Source organism: Niveispirillum sp. (assembly GCF_017996735.1).
Lineage (GTDB): Bacteria > Pseudomonadota > Alphaproteobacteria > Azospirillales > Azospirillaceae > Niveispirillum.
Genome location: NZ_JAGOGJ010000138.1, coordinates 1 through 16,337 on the forward strand (window position 1 = coordinate 1; position 16,337 = coordinate 16,337).

Consider the following 16,337-nt stretch of genomic DNA (forward strand, 5'->3'; position numbering starts at 1 on the left):
TCCGCCAGACCAACAATACCGTGGCCGGCCTGGCCGAAGCCGCCGGCAAAATTGGTGCCGTCGTCCAGTTGATCCAGGATATTGCCGGGCAGACCAACCTGCTGGCGCTGAATGCCACGATCGAGGCGGCCCGCGCCGGAGAGGCCGGCAAGGGCTTCGCCGTGGTTGCATCGGAGGTCAAGGCGCTGGCCAACCAGACCGCCAAGGCCACGGAGGAGATCGCCGCCCAGGTCTCCTCGGTTCAGCAGGCGACCGACAGTTCCGTCACCGCCATCCGTTCCATCGGCACCACCATCCAGTCCGTCTCCGAAATCGGCGCCTCCATCGCCGCCGCCATGGAACAGCAGGGAGCCTCCACTTCCGAGATCAGCCGGAACGTCACACAGGCCGCCACCGGCACGCAGGAGGTCTCCGCGAACGTCTCCCAGGTGACCGAAGCCGCCGCCCAGACCGGTGCATCCGCCACCCAGGTCCTGGGCGCCGCGAAGGAACTGGCCCAGCAATCCGAACATCTGCGCGCACGCGTCGAAAAATTCCTCGACGATATCCGCGCCGCGTAAAGGGCGACCGGAGGCGTTGTCTCCCCGGTGTCCGCACCGTCAATGGCCGCCTGACGCGCCACCATTTGTGTCGGACAGAAGCCAATCGCGCAACGGGGCCCAGACCTTGGCCTTGGCCCCGCCGCTGACCACCATGCCGATATGGCCCAAGGAAGGTTGCCAGACAGTGGCGCCGGGCAGAACGGACCCCAGGGCGGCGGCCGAGGCGGGCGGCACGATCCGGTCGCGGGCCGGCACGATGACCAGCGAACGGCAACGCAGATCAGCCGGGCGCACCAAGACGTCGGCCACGCGCCATTCACCCCGGCCAGTCGTATTGTCCCCGTACCAGCCGGTCAAACATTCCCGCGCGATGGGGGCCGGCAGGCTGACCCCGTCATTCAGCCAATCCTCCAGCGCCACGAAATCATCCGCATCGTCACTGGCCATATCCATGGTGGCGAAACGGCTGAATTTTTTATAGGCCAGCAGCGGGTCGAGCGTGGCGAACAGGGTCTGCACCCCATCCACCGGCAATTCGCCCAGCATGCGCATTACCGGATCGAACGGGTTGATCAGAGCCGCCGTGCGCTGGGCGCCCGCCGCATCATCGGCATGGAAATCCCAGGGCGTGGCCATAGCCACATAGCCCGACACAAGATCGGGCCGGCGCAGCGCAGCACCCAGTGCCAGCAGCCCGCCCATGCAATAGCCGACCAGGGTCACGGGGCCGCCGACACGGGCGCAGGTGGCCTCCAGCGCACGGACCAGACGCCCGGCCACCACGTCGGACAGGCTGTATCCCCGTTCGGTCACCCCCGGATATCCCCACTCCAGCAGGAAGGGCCGGATGCCGCCACCGCCCGCCGAATCGCCCCCCTGCCCCGCCAGCCAGCGCAGCAGGCTTTTGCGCCAGGAAAGGTCCAGGATATAGCCGCGATTGACCAGCGAGGGCACGAACAGCACGGGCTTGCCGCCGCCCCCCATCTCCAGCAGACGTGTGGCCCCCTCCCGCCAGACGGGGGGCGCATCCTCGATATCCCGTTGATAGGGATGGTGGCGGTACCGTTCCAACCCCGTCAGGAACCGGTCGAGTCGCCGCCGCATCTCCCGATCCACGGCCAAAGTGAAGGGGGCAAAGGCCTCCGTTGCCAGGGGGGCGTCAGGCGGACTTTCGGGCGGGCCGGCGCTTGCGCCCAGCCGCTGGCGCAGGTCCCGGCGCAGGTTTTCCGCCGTCATCCGCACCGTCGGGTGCCAATGCGGCCAGTTCGCGTTCAAGAGCGGCAATGCGGCCGGCGAGCTCAGCAATATCGCCATCCCCATCCCCAGATGCAGGCCGAAGGGGCGCGGCCCCTGGCGCAGCGGTTTGGGGCCCGGCGGTTCCGGCTTTGTCCTGGCGTTCGTCATGGGTTTCCGCCCCCTTCGCCATTGCCGCCATGGGCCACAGCGATTTCATCATGTCCGCCCAGGGGTTCACGGCCGCGGCCGATCCCAGGGTCTGTTCCAACATGCCATTGATTGTCAGCGCCGTCTGTCCGAAGGCGGTCATGGTCCGAGCCAGACTGTCGGCCACCGTCGGGTCGGCACAGACGGCTGCCCACTGGTCCTGCCACAGGTCCAGGTAACGCCTGGCCAGATCCTCCATCGCGGGCGGTTCGTCGCGCTCACTCACCATCGCCATCCCGTCAAACAGGCGGGTCCCGGACTGGTCCCACCTCACATGCAGCATAGATCATAGCAGTGCGGCCGCAGAACAATAGTTACGCTTTCAACGTTCGGCATTGCGGAAGGCTTGCGCTGCGACCGCGTAATGACGTACTCCTTGATATAACGATCCGCAGCATCGTCCGGGGGAAGCGACGCCAAATGGCTGAAAAAGAAGACACCAAGCCCGCACCGGTCACTATCAAGAAGTACGCCAACCGTCGGCTGTACAACACGGCGACCAGCAGCTATGTGACCCTGGACCACCTTTGCCAGATGGTGAAGGACGGGACGGATTTTGTGGTTTATGACGCCAAGACCGGTGATGACATCACCCGCTCGGTGTTGACCCAGATCATCGTGGAAGAGGAATCGAAGGGGCAGAACCTGCTGCCCATCCCGTTCCTGCGCCAGTTGATCAGCTTTTACGGCGACAATATGCAGTGGCTGGTCCCGCGCTACCTGGAACACTCGATGAAGTCGTTCACGGGCAACCAGGACAAGATGAAGGATTATTTCCAGACCACGTTCGGGGGCATCTTCCCCTTCGGCGGGTTCGAGGAAATGAGCAAGCAGAACATCGCCCTGTTCGAACGCGCCATGCGCATGTTCAGCCCCTTCAATCCCGAAGGCGTTGCCGGCGCGACAGACGTGGCACCGGCAGCAACGCCGGAGGTGAAGCCGAAGGCCGACGACAAGTTCTCCGAGCTGCAGAAGCGGCTGGATGAATTGCAGAGCCAGATGGAAAGCCTGACCAAGCGCAAGGACTGATACCAGGGTCAGGACATCTTGACCCCAATCAGCGCCGATTGACACTGACGTAAGGTCTGGATTTACCGAACGGAATGAAAGGGGTGTCCCATCGGGGCACCCCTTTTTCGTTGACGGGATGGGATCTCCCCGCCCCTCCCGTTCGCGCCAGCAGGCGGCGGGAGGAGTGGAGGAAAATCTCAGGCCCTTCCGCTGGCCCCCGCCTCCGTGTCCCGCCCCGCGAACCGCCGGATGACGACGTAGAAGACCGGTGTGAACAGCAACCCGAAGAAGGTGACGCCCAGCATGCCGAAGAACACGGCCGTGCCCAGGCTCTGGCGCATCTCCGCCCCCGCCCCCGTCGCGATCATCAGGGGCACCACGCCCAGGATGAAGGCGAACGAGGTCATTAGGATGGGACGCAGGCGCAGGCGGCAGGCCTCGATCACCGCGTCATAGCGGTTGCGGCCCTCCGCCTCCAGTTGGCGGGCGAACTCCACGATCAGGATGGCGTTCTTCGATGCCAGACCGACCAGCACGACAAAACCGATCTGGGCCAGGATATTGTTGTCCATGCCCCGCATCATCAGACCGGCCACGGCCGACAGCAGGCACATGGGCACGATCAGCAGGATGGCAAACGGCAAGGACCAGCTTTCATACTGGGCCGCCAGCACCAGGAAGACAAAGAACACACAGAGCGGGAAGATATAGAGGGCGGAATTGCCCGTGTTCTTTTCCTGATATGACAGGTCGGTCCATTCCGCCTTGAACCCTGGCGGCAAAGCGGTCGCCGATGCCTGTTCCATGGCCGTGATGGCCGTGCCGGAACTGACGCCCGGCAGGTTGTTGCCCTGCAATTCCGCCGCCGGGAACAGGTTGTAACGCAGCACGCGGTCGGGTCCCGTCACGAACCGGAAATCCACGAAGGAACCCAGCGGCACCATCTGGCCCTTGTCGTTGCGGGTTTCCAGCCGACCGATATTTTCCGGGTCCAGCCGGAAGGGACCATCGGCCTGCGCCGTCACCTGGAAGGTGCGGCCGAACAGGTTGGTATCGTTGACATAGGCAGAGCCGAGATAGATGGCCAGGGTCTGGAACACGGATGTCATGGGCACGCCCAGCATCTGTGCCTTCACCCGGTCGACATCCAGATAGACCTGGGGCGCGCGCGCGCTGAACGGCGTGAAGACATTGATCAGGCCGGGCACCTGATTGCCGGCCTGCGCCAGGGCCCAGGTCGCCTGCTCCAGGGCCGCCGGCCCGGCGCTTGCCACATCCTGGACGCGCAGGGTGAAGCCACCCGACGTGCCAAGGCCACGGATGGGCGGCGGCGGCACCACAAAGATCAGCGCCTCCGGAATGGCCATGGCCACGCGCTTTTGCAAATTCTGCAGCACGGCGGTGGCGGTCAGCCCCTTGGGCAACCGTTCCTCGAACGGTTCCATGGGCGTGAAGATGGCGCCGGCATTGGGCGCGATGGTACGGGTGGCGCCGGAAAAGCCCGCGAACTGTACCGAATGGGCGATACCCGGCGTTTCCCGCGCGATCTGCGCCGCTTTCTGGATCACCTTGGTGGTATTGGCCAGCGATGTACCTTCCGGCGTCTGGATGGCCATGATCAGATAGCCCTGGTCCAGCGCCGGAATGAACCCGCCGGGAATACGCGTGAACAGGAAACCCGTGGCCGCGATGAGCAGCACATAAATCCCGATCACGACCGGCGTCAGATGCGTCAGGCGGGTCACCAGCCCCGCATAAAAATCGGCCATCCGGTCGAACAGCCGGTTGAAGCCCGCAAAGAACCGGTCCGTCAGCGCGCTGACAACCGCCAGACGGGCCGTCGCCTCCCGATGTTCGGGCGTATGCGCCCGCAGCAACCGGGCGCACAGTGCCGGCGACAAGGTCAGGGAATTGAAGGCGGAAATGATGGTGGCCGTGGCGATGGTCACCGCGAACTGCCGGTAGAAAGCCCCCTGAATGCCCTCGATAAAAGCGGTGGGGATAAAGACCGAAGACAGGACCAACGCGATGGAAACCAGGGCACCCCCCACCTCATCCATGGTGATGCGGGCACTTTCGATGGGGGAATGGCCCAGCGACAGGTTGCGCTCCACATTCTCCACCACCACGATGGCGTCATCGACCACGATGCCCACGGCCAGCACTAGCCCGAACAGGGTCAGATTGTTAACCGAATAACCCAGCGCCGACATCACCGCGAAGGTGCCGATCAGCGATACGGGAATGGCCAGCACCGGGATGATGGCCGCCCGCCAGCGCTGCAGGAACAGCATCACCACCAGAACCACCAGGACCATGGCCTCACCGATGGTCTTGATCAGTTCATGGATGCTCTCGGCAATGAACCCGGTCGTGTCATAGACGATGCGGTATTCCAGGCCGGGCGGAAAATCCTTGGACAGGGTTTCCACCGCCGCCCGCACGCGCGCCGCCGTCTCCAGCGCGTTGGAGCCGGGAAGCTGTGAAATGGCCAGCACGACGGCCGGCTTTCCATCCAGGAAGGAATTGGTGACATAGTCGCGCGCACCCAGTTCCGACCGCGCCACATCCTTCAGCCGCACGATGCGGCCATCATCGCCATGCTTGACGATGATATTGTCGAATTCCTGCGGTTCGGTCAGACGGCCCTGAAGGGTGATGTTCAACTGATAATCGCGCGGATTGTCCAGCGGCGGCTGTCCCAGTCCGCCACCGGCGACCTGCACATTCTGCTGCTGGATGGCGGCCACCACCTCACCCGCGGTCATGCCGAGCGAGGCGATCTTCTGCGGGTCCAGCCAGACACGCATGGAATAATCGCGCGCACCGAACAGGTTGATATTGCCGATCCCTTCCAGCCGGTTCAGCACATCGCGCACGCGCAGCAGCGCATAGTTGGAAATATAGAGCTGGTCATAGGTGTTATCGGGCGACAGCAGATGCACGACCATCATCAGGTCGGGACTGTCCTTGCGCGTCACCACGCCGTTGCGGCGCACCTCCTCGGGCAGGCGCGGCTCTGCCACGGCCACACGATTCTGGACCAGCACCTGTGCCTTGTCCAGATCGGTACCCAGCTTGAAGGTGATGGTCAGGTTCATCTGCCCATCGCTGGTGGAGTTGGACGACATGTAGAGCATGCCCTCCACCCCGTTCACCTCCTGCTCGATCGGGGCGGCGACGGTGTTGGCCACCGTCTGGGCGTTGGCGCCAGGGTAGCGGGCATTCACCGTAACCGTGGGCGGCACCACCTCCGGATATTGCGAGACGGGCAGCGTGAAATAGGCGATGGACCCCACCGCCACCAACAGGATCGACAGGACGACGGCAAAGACCGGCCGGTCGATGAAAAAACGGCCGATCTTCATGGCGTGGCCCCCGATGCGGCCTGGATCGGCTGTTCAACGGGGGTGACCGGCGCACCGGGTTTCACCCGCTGCAAGCCCGCCACAACCACCTTGTCGGTTTCCATCAGCCCGTCGCGGATCACCCGTAGCCCGTCGATCAGGGGACCGGTGGTCACGCCGCGATATGTCGCCTTGTTGTCCTTATCCAGGACATAGACGAAACGGCGATTCTGATCCGTCCCGATGGCGGCATCCGGCAGCAGCAGCCCATCATAATTGGGCCGTCCGACCAGCCGCAGACGCGCGAACATGCCGGGCGTCAGCACCATGTCGGCATTGTCGAACAGGGCGCGGACGCGGATGGTGCCGGTGCCGTCATCGATCTGGTTGTCGACAAAGTCGATATGGCCCTTGTGCACAAAGCCCTGTTCATCGGGCAGGGCCAGGATGACGGGGTTGGGATTGTCGCGGCTGCTCACCCGTTCCCCATTCCGGGACTGGCGCACATAACGCAGGTAGGAGGCCTGGTCGGCGTCGAAATAGAACTGGATCGGGTCAAGCGAGACGATGGTGGTCAGCAAGGTGGACTGCGCCGACCCGCCGCTGACCAGATTGCCGATCGACACCCGGTGGTTGGAGACGCGTCCTGTGACCGGCGCCTTGACGGCGGTGAATTCCAGGTCCAGTTCGGCGGCCCGTACCTGCGCCTGGGCGCCCAGAAGCTGGGCCTGGGCGTTCTGCAATTGCTGCGCGCGGCTGTCCAGCACCGACTGTGACACGGCCTGTGTCTGCCGCAGGTCGCGGGCACGGTCCAGTTCACGCTGTGCCAGTTGCACCGATGCTTGCGCCTGAGCCACCCCGGCCCGCGCGATATCGACGGCCGCCTGATAGGGTCGCGGATCGATGGTGAACAGGGGATCGCCCTTGAAAACGATCTGACCATCCTTAAAATTCACGGCCGTCAGATAGCCGCTGACCCGCGCCCTTATCTCGACCTCCTCCAGCGCGGCGAAGCGGCCGGTATATTCATCCCATTCCTGGACATTCTTTTTCAGCGGCTGCGAAACGACGACCTGCGGTGCCGCAGGCGGCCCACCGGCCCCCTGCCCGTCCTTTCCGCACCCGGACAGGATCAGCATCCCAGACAGCCCGGCGGCCAACAGGGCCAATCGGCCAGCATGGCGCGCATCCATGGAAACCTCCAACACAAACATCCCTTGTCATTTTGCAGCATGACAAGGGATGCGGTGGCTGAATTCCATATTCTTGCTGCGGAATTGCTGCGGGCGCGAATTGTGGCGCATAGGTGATATCCCAATCACCCCGGCCACACGGAAACGGGCCGTGTCAGCGGGGGCGCGTCACATGCCCCATCTTGCGGCCGGGTCGTGCCTCTCCCTTGCCATAGAGATGCAGGCGCGCACGGGGTTCGGACAGGATCGACGCCCAGCTATCGACATCGTCACCGATCAGGTTGGTCATCACGCACGGGGCAATCACGCCGACAGCCCCCAGAGGCAGACCACAGACGGCGCGGACCAGTTGTTCGAACTGGCTGGTCTCCGCAAAATCCAGGGTCCAATGGCCGGAATTATGCGGGCGCGGCGCCATTTCGTTGACCAGCACGCGTCCGTCGCGGGTCACGAACATTTCCACCGCCAGCAGGCCGACGACATGCAGTTCTTCCGCCATCCGTTCGGCCACGCGCACAGCCTCTGCCGCGACGGCGGCGGGAATGGCGGCCGGCACGGTGGTCGTGTCCAGAATGCCCGACTTGTGGCAATTTTCCACGGGCGGGTAGGACAGGATGGTGCCGTCGGCCCGGCGGGCCGTCACCACGGAAATCTCCCGTTCGAAATCGACGAAGCCCTCCAGAATGGCTTCATCGCTGCCGATGGCGTCAAAGGCGCCCGTCAGATCGTCACCCGGATTGAGACGAAGCTGGCCCTTGCCATCATAGCCCATGCGGGTGGATTTCAGGATCGCCGGCAGGCCGATCTCCGCCACCGCCTGCTTCAGCGCGTCCAGGGTGCGGACGGCCCGGAAGGGGGCGGTGCCGATACCCAGCTTGTTGGCGAAGTTCTTTTCCGCCACCCGGTCCTGTGCCACCGACAGCACATTGGACCCCGGATGCACACCGACATGGCGGGCCAGGAAATCCACGGCGTAAGTGGGCACATTCTCCCATTCCAGCGTGATGACATCGACATCGTCGGCAAAGCGGGCCAGCGCGCGCAGGTCGTGCCAGCCGGCCTGCGTATGGTGGGCCACCACCTGGCCGCAGGAACTGTCCATGCTTTCCGGTGCAAAGACATGCACCTTGTAGCCCAGGCGCGCGGCGGCCAGCGCCGTCATGCGACCCAACTGGCCGGCACCCAGGATGCCGATGATGGAGCCGGGGGGGATCACAGTCATGGTCGCACTTCCTTCACGCTTTTCCGCAACGGATCAGGCCGGGTCATCCACGGGAACCAGGGCCACGGCATCCGTCTGCCGCGTGCGCCAAGCTGTCAGGGCGGCATCAAGCCGTTCATCCGACAAAGCCAGAATGCCGGCCGCCATCAGGCCGGCATTGATGGCACCGGCCTTGCCGATGGCCAGCGTGCCGACGGGCACGCCCCCCGGCATCTGCACGATGGAGAGCAGGCTGTCCTGACCCTTCAGCGCATGGCTTTCCACAGGTACGCCCAGCACGGGCAGCGTGGTCATCGACGCGGCCATGCCCGGCAGATGGGCGGCACCGCCAGCACCGGCGATGATCACCTTGATGCCGCGCCCCTTGGCAGAGGTAGCGTAATCATAAAGACGCTGCGGCGTGCGATGGGCGGAAACGATCCGGGCCTCGAACGGCACACCAAGGTCCGTCAAGACAGTTGCCGCATGCTTCATGGTGGCCCAGTCGGACTGGCTGCCCATGATGATGCCGACGGGCACGGGCGCGCCCTGGCTGTCACGGGTGATATCGAAACTCACGGCGGCGGGCTCCCCTGTCGTGTCATGGCGACGATCCCGGAAAGCGCGGGATTATAGGCCCGCATCCCCACGGCACAACAGCCGGGCACGCAGGGCGGCCCGGCGGAAATTCATGCGGTGAGGGTTTCCAACCGGATAACCGGGGCCGCCCGCGCGGCGATGCACAGTCGCGCAGTCTCGCTTCGGGCAAACAGCAGACAGACAGGATGAACCGGCGGTTCCCCTTGACCAAGGGACCGGCAGCCAATACCCCTTCCGTCAGGGATAATACAAGGGGTCAAAAGTTTTGACCTCTGGTATCCGCGCCGACGGGCGCGGCGGCGACACATGCCGCCGAAGCCGATAAGTTCCGATGGGTCGGAATTTATCGGCACTGGTATAATAGGGGGTTTCATCATGGCGGGGCGACAGGCGATCAGAGGTAATCCGGCAGCCGACGGCATGCCCGCCGTACCGGACCATGATTGTGGGCTCTGCCCCCGTCTGGCGGAATTCCGCCGGCAGAATCGCGTCACTTTCCCGACTTATCACAACGGCCCCGTCCCGGCCTTCGGCACGCTGGCGGGACGGTTGCTGATCGTCGGTCTGGCGCCCGGTCTGCACGGGGCCAACCAGACGGGCAGGCCCTTCACCGGCGATTATGCCGGCGATCTTCTCTACGATACGCTGATCCGCTTCGGGTTCGCCCGCGGCACCTATGACAAGCGCCCCGATGACGGGATGGAACTGCTGGACACGCGGCTGACCAATGCCGCGCGCTGTGTTCCGCCGGAAAACAAGCCGACGCCGGCCGAGGTCGCGACCTGCCGTAATTTCCTGACCCAGGAAATCAATGCCATGCCGAACCTTCGGGCCATCGTGGCGCTGGGCACCGTGTCGCATGCCAGCACCTTGACGGCCCTGGGGCGGCGCCCGGCGCATTTCGCCTTTGGTCATGGCGCGCGCCATGACGTGCGGGACAATGTAAGGCTTTTCGATAGTTATCACTGCTCCCGCTACAACACCAATACCGGGCGTCTGACCACGGAGATGTTCCAGGCGGTCTTTGCCGCCGTGCGGGAGCATATCGACCGGAACGGATGACCTGCCCCCTGCGGGGCAGCGGTCCAGGGCACGCAGATCAACAGACAGTGCGTCAGGCGCCCAGGGCGGCGCCAACGACGAACCATGCGTACATGGTGCCGAAGAAACCGGTGATGGCCAGGAAATCACGAACGTAAGCAGCGCGGTTCATGTGAGCCTCCTTCGTTTTCGTGAGGTCACCTTGTCAGAACGAAATAAGAACATCAAGGCAAATGTTCCGCCTTTGTTCGCATTCCTCCCGGGTCGTTCCATACCGTCAGCGCATGGCGGCAAAAGAAAAGGCCGGACAGCGTGTGCTGTCCGGCCCAGTTTCACCTGATCGGGAGCGTGTGTCCGATCAGGCGGCGCGTGCCTCGACAAGGAACCGATCGACCTGGGACGACAGGTTGCCGGCCCCCTTGCTGAGTTCTCCGGCGGAACCGCGCACCTGAACGGCGGCAGCCCCCGTCTCTCCCGTGGCCTGATTGACGCCACAGATATGTTCGGTCACATCCCGCGTACCGATCGCCGCCTGGGCGATATTGCTGGCGATCTCCCGCGTGGCGGCCTGTTGCTGTTCCACGGCGGCGGAGATGGCGGCAGCGGTCGTGTGCAGTTCACGGATCATGTCCGTCATGCCACGCAGTGCCGATCCGGCCCGGCTGGACGAGCTCTGGATCTCTTCCACCTTGTAACGGATCCGTTCCGTGGCCTGCGCCGTCTGGGTGGCCAGACCCTTGACCTCACCCGCCACGACCGCGAAGCCCTTGCCCGCCTCCCCGGCGCGCGCCGCCTCGATCGTGGCATTCAGGGCCAGCAGGTTGGTCTGGCTGGCGATCGCATTGATCAGTTCCACCACCTCGCCCACTTCCTGCGCGCTCTCGGCAAGCTGGCGCATCAACTGGTCGGCCTGGGTGGCTTCCGCCACCGCCCGGCTGGTGCGGGTGTTGGAGGCTTCCGCCTGACGGCCGATCTCCTGGATGGACGCCGCCAGTTCTTCCGTGGCGCTGGCCACGGCGGCGACATTGGCGCTGGCCTCCTCGGCGGCGGCGGCCACGGCGGTCGACTGGCCGCTGGCGCTGTTGGCCGTGACGGACAGGGCGTCGGCAGCCCGGGCCATCTCTTCAGCCGCCTGGGTGACCAGATCGACAACACCCTTCACATTCTTCTCAAAATCATTGGTCAGGTTGACCTGACGGGTGACCAGCGACCAGGTCAGCATGGGCGCAACATAGCGGCCCTCGCTGTCACGGATGGCGGTGACCCGCAGGTCCATCACCTCGCCCCCCAGCTTGATTTTGGTGCGATGGGGCAGATTGGCGGGGTTGGACAGCAAACGGCGCTGATGCTCCGGATGCTTGTGCAGAATATCGATGGACTGCCCCACCAGCTCATCCACCTTGCACGGCAGAAGATGTTCGACGGTCTTCAGCACTTCCATGCTGCGCTTATTCATATAGTTGATGCGGAATTCGTCATTCGGATCGCAGGTCATCACCCCCAGGGGAGCATCAGCGATCATCTGGGCCTGGGCGAAGGCCTGGGCCACGGTATCGCGCAGCTTGTCGAACGCGGCAGCCAGACGGCCGATCTCATCCCGGCGGGTCCAGGACAGGGGGCGCGTCGCCTTGCCATCGGCCAGTTCCGCCACGGCGCCGGAAACACGGTGCAACGGCACCAATATGGTACGGGCCAGGCCAAAGGCGCAGAGAACGGCGACCAGTGCCGCACCACCGATAAGCGACCACAACATGGTCAGCATGCCTTTCAGCCCGGTATCCGCGACAAGGGTCCGCTGTTCCAGTTGCGCACGTTCATTGGCCTCGGCTGCATCAAGGCCCTGGCGCAGCTTGTCAATGATCGGGGCGCTGACATGCTGTGCCACCAGATCACGGGCGGCCTGCAGCCCACCCGGTTGTCCAACCAGCGCGATCTCGCGTTCCGCCACACTCTTCTGCCATTCGGCCGCCGCGTCGCCCACGGCGCGCAGGCGCATTTGGGTATCGGGATCGTCGGCGGACAAAGCCATGGCCTCGCTCATCGCCTGATCGAAGCCGGCACGGGCCGGCGCCATCGGGGCAAGGAACGAACGGTCGCCCGTCACCAGGAAGGCCCGCAGGCTGCTCTCTTGCTGCTGCACCGCGATCTGCAGGGCTGAAACCTTGTCCAGAACTTCATAGCTCTGCGTATTCAGGTCAACCGCCTGATGTGTGCGGTTGAGGAAGCCCGTGACCCCGACACCGGAGGCGGCCACGACACCGATGACGATACCGAAGGCCAGACTGAGTTTGCCCATCACGGGAAGATCGGAAAGACGAAAGGACATGACACGCTCCCTTTTTATCCCGGCGTTTTTTTCGCCTGGACACAGCGTGCGCCCGAAATATTACCTGAATTTTAACGACAAGGGTTGACAGAGTTGAAATAAAGGAAACTATCCATTTGGACTGCAATCGTTTGCAAATGATTTGCTGACAATATTATGCAACCAATAGAAAAACCCCGACACCAAGAGGTGCCGGGGTTTCTATTATAATCTTTTGGTCAGGGTCTCAGGCAACGCCCAGCTTGCGATCATCATCGCGCTTGCGGGCCGGCTGATAGGCGATGGCGGCATGTTCGGCACAATAGGGCAGGCCGTTCAACGACGGCTTGCCGCAGAAATGGAAGTCGGGCGACTTCGGGTCACCGACCGGCCATTTGCACATCCGTTCCGTCAAGGACAGGATCGTGGCGCCTTTGGTCGGCTTCTTCTTGATGGGCGACGGCCGGCCCGATAAGCCCAGGCGATGGGCCTTGCCGATCACGGCATTGCGGGTCACGTTACCCAACAGCTCGGCGATCTCGCTGGCACTCATTCCCTGACCCCAAAGCTGGCGCAGCTTTTCAACGCGCTCTTCGCTCCAGGTGCTTTCCGTCGCTTCCACGTAAAGATCCCCTTAATGGTATGGCAGTTACCGACGCCGGATCAAACAGTTCACCATGTTCAGGGCCGTCCCCAACCCTGTGGATCGCTGTCTTTCCATTATCTGGCCACTAAATATGGTGGCCTGTTGGATTCCAACCTACCAAATTTGACTCGGCTTGTGTAGGGGGCGCCACACGGATTCCTGTGGGTAACTCCGTTACCTGTCCGAAGGGAGAGGGGGGCCCTATGCCCCCTCCCCCATCCGGCGGACCACGCCGACAGACGGCCTACTGCCCGGCAGCGGCAGAGAAGCCGTTGGCGCCGTCAAAGCTGTACAGGCTGGCCGTCTGCACCACATCCAGGCCGGCATCGGCGAAACGGCCCAGCAGGGCAACGATGGCCGCCGGACCGACTACCGACTTGCCGTCGCCCAGCAGGCGCAGGCGCCAATGGTCGGTGCAGAAGGTTTCCGGGGCGCCCTCGGGCCAGACCTTCTGACCACGGTTGGAGATCATGGACAGCTTCAGGTCGTCACCGATCAGGCCGGCCACGCGGGCGGCCATATCGTCGCCATTGCCTCCCTTGTGGTCGAGGAACACATCGACGCCGATCAGCTTCTTTTCCTGACGCGCATAGTCCTTCAGGGCGATGCCGGCGAAGCTGGACTTCTCGCCCACCTGATAGGAGGCGGGGATCAGTTGTGTCGGACGCTCACCCAGACGGTCGATCAGGTTCTGGGCGAAGTCGCGCGTGCCGACGCGGGCCTTGGACACGCCGCGCTTGAAGATGTCGACGGTGTGGATGCCGTCCTCGATCATGCGCAGCCAGGCATTATGGATCTTCTCCGCCGCTTCGGCCTGGCCGATATGGACCAGCATCATGACCGAGGCCAGGATCAGGCCCGACGGGTTGGCGATGTTCTTGCCGGCGATTGTGGGGGCCGAACCGTGAATGGCTTCGAACATGGCGCACTGGTCGCCGATGTTGGATGAGCCGGCCAGACCGACCGACCCCGTGATCTGGGCCGCGATGTCGGAGATGATGTCGCCATAAAGGTTCAGGGTGACGATGACGTCGAACTGTTCGGGCGTATCGGCCAGACGCGCGGCACCGATATCGACGATCATGCTTTCATGTTCGATATCGGGATATTCGGCGGCGATTTCGTCAAAGACGCGATGGAACAAGCCATCGCTGATCTTCATGATATTGTCCTTCACGAAGGCCGTCACCTTGCGGCGATGGTTCGCGCGGGCATATTCGAACGCGTAGCGGATGATCTTTTCCGAACCCGGACGGGTAATCAGCTTCACCGCCTGCGTCACTTCCTGTGTCTGGCGGTATTCGATACCGGCATACAGGTCTTCCTCATTCTCGCGCACGATGACCACATCCATGGTCGGGTGCTTGGTGGAGACATAAGGATGATAGGACACGCAGGGGCGGATATTGGCATAGAGGCCCAGCGCGCCACGGATGGTGACGTTCAGCGACTTGTACCCGCCCCCCTGCGGCGTGGTGATCGGGGCCTTCAGGAAGACCTTGGTGCGGCGCAGGCTGTCCCAGGCGCTGGGCTCCATGCCGTTCATGATGCCGCGCTTATAGACGCTTTCGCCGATCTGGATTTCTTCGAAGGCCAGGTTGGCGCCCGACGCCTGGAGCACTTCCAGGGTGGCGTCCATGATTTCCGGGCCGATACCGTCGCCGCGCGCGATGGTAATGGGGGTAGGTTCGGTCATGTGATGGTTCCTTTTCGTCAATGCCCGTCCCCTTCAGCGGGGTTTGCCGGGCTTGGCGATCGGAAATTACGCTTGCCGCCCGACCTGCGCAATCGCACCGAAGGTCGGGGCCGCCCTGACCGGGCGGCGCAAGTCGCGGGTGACAAAGCACTTTTGTGTCCGTCAGGCGGACGCGCGGGCATGATCTGAACCGGCAGGTGGGGCGGACCTGTCCGTCAGTCCAGCTTGTGCCCGTCCAGGTGCTTCCTGGCGGTCGCCTCCTGCGCTTCGCGCTTCTTCCTTTCCTCTTTGGTCAGGCCGAAACGGATGCGGTTCTCCGCTGCCTGCGTCTCCCGCTCCGCCTTGGCCTTCGCCTTGCGCGCGCGGTTCAGATTCACGATTTCGCCCATTTCATTCCCTATGCTGTCGCGCACCGGTTCTATAGGTTAAGACCCCATATCGCATTGAAGGCAAGAGGGATGGGCAAGGCGTGAAGCGGATCGCGGTGACCCTGGGGCTGACGCTGGCCCTGCTGATCCTGGTGGTCCTGGCGGGACCGGCATTGGTGCCCTGGAACGAATTCCGGTCCCGCGTGGCCGACGGTCTGGCCGGCCTGACAGGACGGCAGGTGGTCATCGATGGCGATCTGAGCCTTACCCTGCTACCCGTGCCGACCCTGACCGCCGACAATGTCCGGCTTCTGGACGCGGGGGAACCGCTGGCCAGCATCGGCCGCGTGGCCATGAAGGTCCGCCCCTGGCCCTTGTTGCAGGGGCAGGTGACGATCGAACAGCTTACGCTGGACGAGGCGGAGATGCGGGCCATCCTGCCGCTGGATGGCGCGGCGCGCTGGCCGCTGGCGCCATCGGCGCTGGGCGGGGCGGTACAGGTGGAGGGGGTGACGCTGCGTGCCGGCTCACTGGCGCTGGAACGTGCCGGTGGCGATGTGGTCCGGCTGGCGGGCCTGTCCGGTGAACTCGCGGCGGGCGGCCCCAACGGGCCGTTTGAACTGGTGGCCAGTGGCGCCTTGGATGGCAGGCCCGCGCGGCTGACCCTGAACGCAGCGCGCCGGTCGGCGAATGGTGCGGTCCCGGTCCGGGCCATTCTGTCGCTGACCGATGCGAAGGCGGACCTACGCTTCACCGGCACCGTGCCCCCGGCCGGCAGCGATGCCCGGCTGGAGGGCGATATCGCCCTGCAAAGCCCGGATGCCGCCCCTGTCCTGCATCTGGCACAGCATCTGGCCGGCATCGAACTTCCTGGGGATGCCCGCAGCGGCACGGCCCCCGCCCTGTCATTGCGCGGCCGCCTGTCCCTGACGAAACAGAGTGTC

Annotated in this window: 13 protein-coding genes; 4 read left to right on the top strand and 9 right to left on the bottom strand. The window is 63.9% G+C overall.

Annotated features, from left to right (window positions below; all coding sequences use genetic code 11):
* Positions 1 to 560 (top strand): methyl-accepting chemotaxis protein (locus tag KBA48_RS27335; protein WP_292911860.1); only part of this gene is annotated, 560 nt, incomplete at its 5' end.
* A 39-nt stretch (positions 561 to 599) separates the two neighbouring features.
* Here the strand turns inward: KBA48_RS27335 and KBA48_RS27340 are convergent.
* A complete protein-coding gene (locus KBA48_RS27340) occupies positions 600 to 1,946 on the bottom strand; it encodes an alpha/beta fold hydrolase (protein ID WP_292911861.1) in 1,347 nt (448 codons plus the stop codon).
* A 459-nt stretch (positions 1,947 to 2,405) separates the two neighbouring features.
* Between KBA48_RS27340 and phaR the strand changes: the two genes are divergently transcribed.
* Positions 2,406 to 3,014: a polyhydroxyalkanoate synthesis repressor PhaR gene (phaR, locus tag KBA48_RS27345; RefSeq protein ID WP_292911862.1), complete on the top strand. Its 609-nt coding sequence runs from the start codon at positions 2,406 to 2,408 to the stop codon at positions 3,012 to 3,014.
* 179 nt (positions 3,015 to 3,193) lie between these two features.
* Here phaR and KBA48_RS27350 read toward each other — a convergent pair whose 3' ends face one another.
* The 4 genes from KBA48_RS27350 to purE all read right to left on the bottom strand — a co-directional run bounded on the left by KBA48_RS27350 (position 3,194) and on the right by purE (position 9,259).
* On the bottom strand, positions 3,194 to 6,364 hold the full coding sequence (locus KBA48_RS27350) for an efflux RND transporter permease subunit (protein WP_292911863.1): 3,171 nt from the start codon (positions 6,362 to 6,364) through the stop codon (positions 3,194 to 3,196).
* Positions 6,361 to 7,536 (bottom strand): efflux RND transporter periplasmic adaptor subunit, encoded by a 1,176-nt coding sequence (locus KBA48_RS27355; RefSeq protein WP_292911864.1) that lies wholly within the window; start codon positions 7,534 to 7,536, stop codon positions 6,361 to 6,363. Before KBA48_RS27355 ends, KBA48_RS27350 begins: the two co-directional genes overlap by 4 nt.
* Before the next feature lie 154 nt (positions 7,537 to 7,690).
* Positions 7,691 to 8,758, bottom strand: a complete 1,068-nt coding sequence (locus KBA48_RS27360; protein ID WP_292911865.1) for a 5-(carboxyamino)imidazole ribonucleotide synthase — start codon at positions 8,756 to 8,758, stop codon at positions 7,691 to 7,693.
* 33 nt (positions 8,759 to 8,791) lie between these two features.
* On the bottom strand, positions 8,792 to 9,259 hold the full coding sequence (gene purE, locus KBA48_RS27365) for a 5-(carboxyamino)imidazole ribonucleotide mutase (protein WP_292911871.1): 468 nt from the start codon (positions 9,257 to 9,259) through the stop codon (positions 8,792 to 8,794).
* Positions 9,260 to 9,712: 453 nt separating this feature from the next.
* Here purE and KBA48_RS27370 point away from each other — a divergent pair, with 453 nt between their 5' ends.
* A complete protein-coding gene (locus tag KBA48_RS27370; RefSeq protein ID WP_292911866.1) occupies positions 9,713 to 10,399 on the top strand; it encodes a uracil-DNA glycosylase in 687 nt (228 codons plus the stop codon).
* 337 nt (positions 10,400 to 10,736) lie between these two features.
* On the opposite strand, the gene KBA48_RS27375 is transcribed toward KBA48_RS27370, so the two are convergent.
* The 4 genes from KBA48_RS27375 to KBA48_RS27390 form a co-directional block, all read right to left on the bottom strand.
* A complete protein-coding gene (locus tag KBA48_RS27375; RefSeq protein WP_292911867.1) occupies positions 10,737 to 12,704 on the bottom strand; it encodes a methyl-accepting chemotaxis protein in 1,968 nt (655 codons plus the stop codon).
* Between the two features lie 226 nt (positions 12,705 to 12,930).
* Positions 12,931 to 13,305: a GcrA family cell cycle regulator gene (locus KBA48_RS27380; protein WP_281255169.1), complete on the bottom strand. Its 375-nt coding sequence runs from the start codon at positions 13,303 to 13,305 to the stop codon at positions 12,931 to 12,933.
* A 268-nt stretch (positions 13,306 to 13,573) separates the two neighbouring features.
* Entirely contained in the window at positions 13,574 to 15,025 is a 1,452-nt protein-coding gene (locus KBA48_RS27385; RefSeq protein WP_292911868.1) for an NADP-dependent isocitrate dehydrogenase, read from the bottom strand.
* A 215-nt stretch (positions 15,026 to 15,240) separates the two neighbouring features.
* Positions 15,241 to 15,414 carry a DUF4169 family protein gene (locus KBA48_RS27390; protein WP_292911869.1) on the bottom strand — a complete coding sequence of 58 codons (174 nt, stop codon included), beginning with the start codon at positions 15,412 to 15,414 and terminating at the stop codon, positions 15,241 to 15,243.
* 80 nt (positions 15,415 to 15,494) lie between these two features.
* On the opposite strand from KBA48_RS27390, the gene KBA48_RS27395 reads away from it, so the two are divergent.
* Positions 15,495 to 16,337: AsmA family protein (locus tag KBA48_RS27395; protein ID WP_292911870.1), on the top strand; the 843-nt coding region annotated here is incomplete at its 3' end.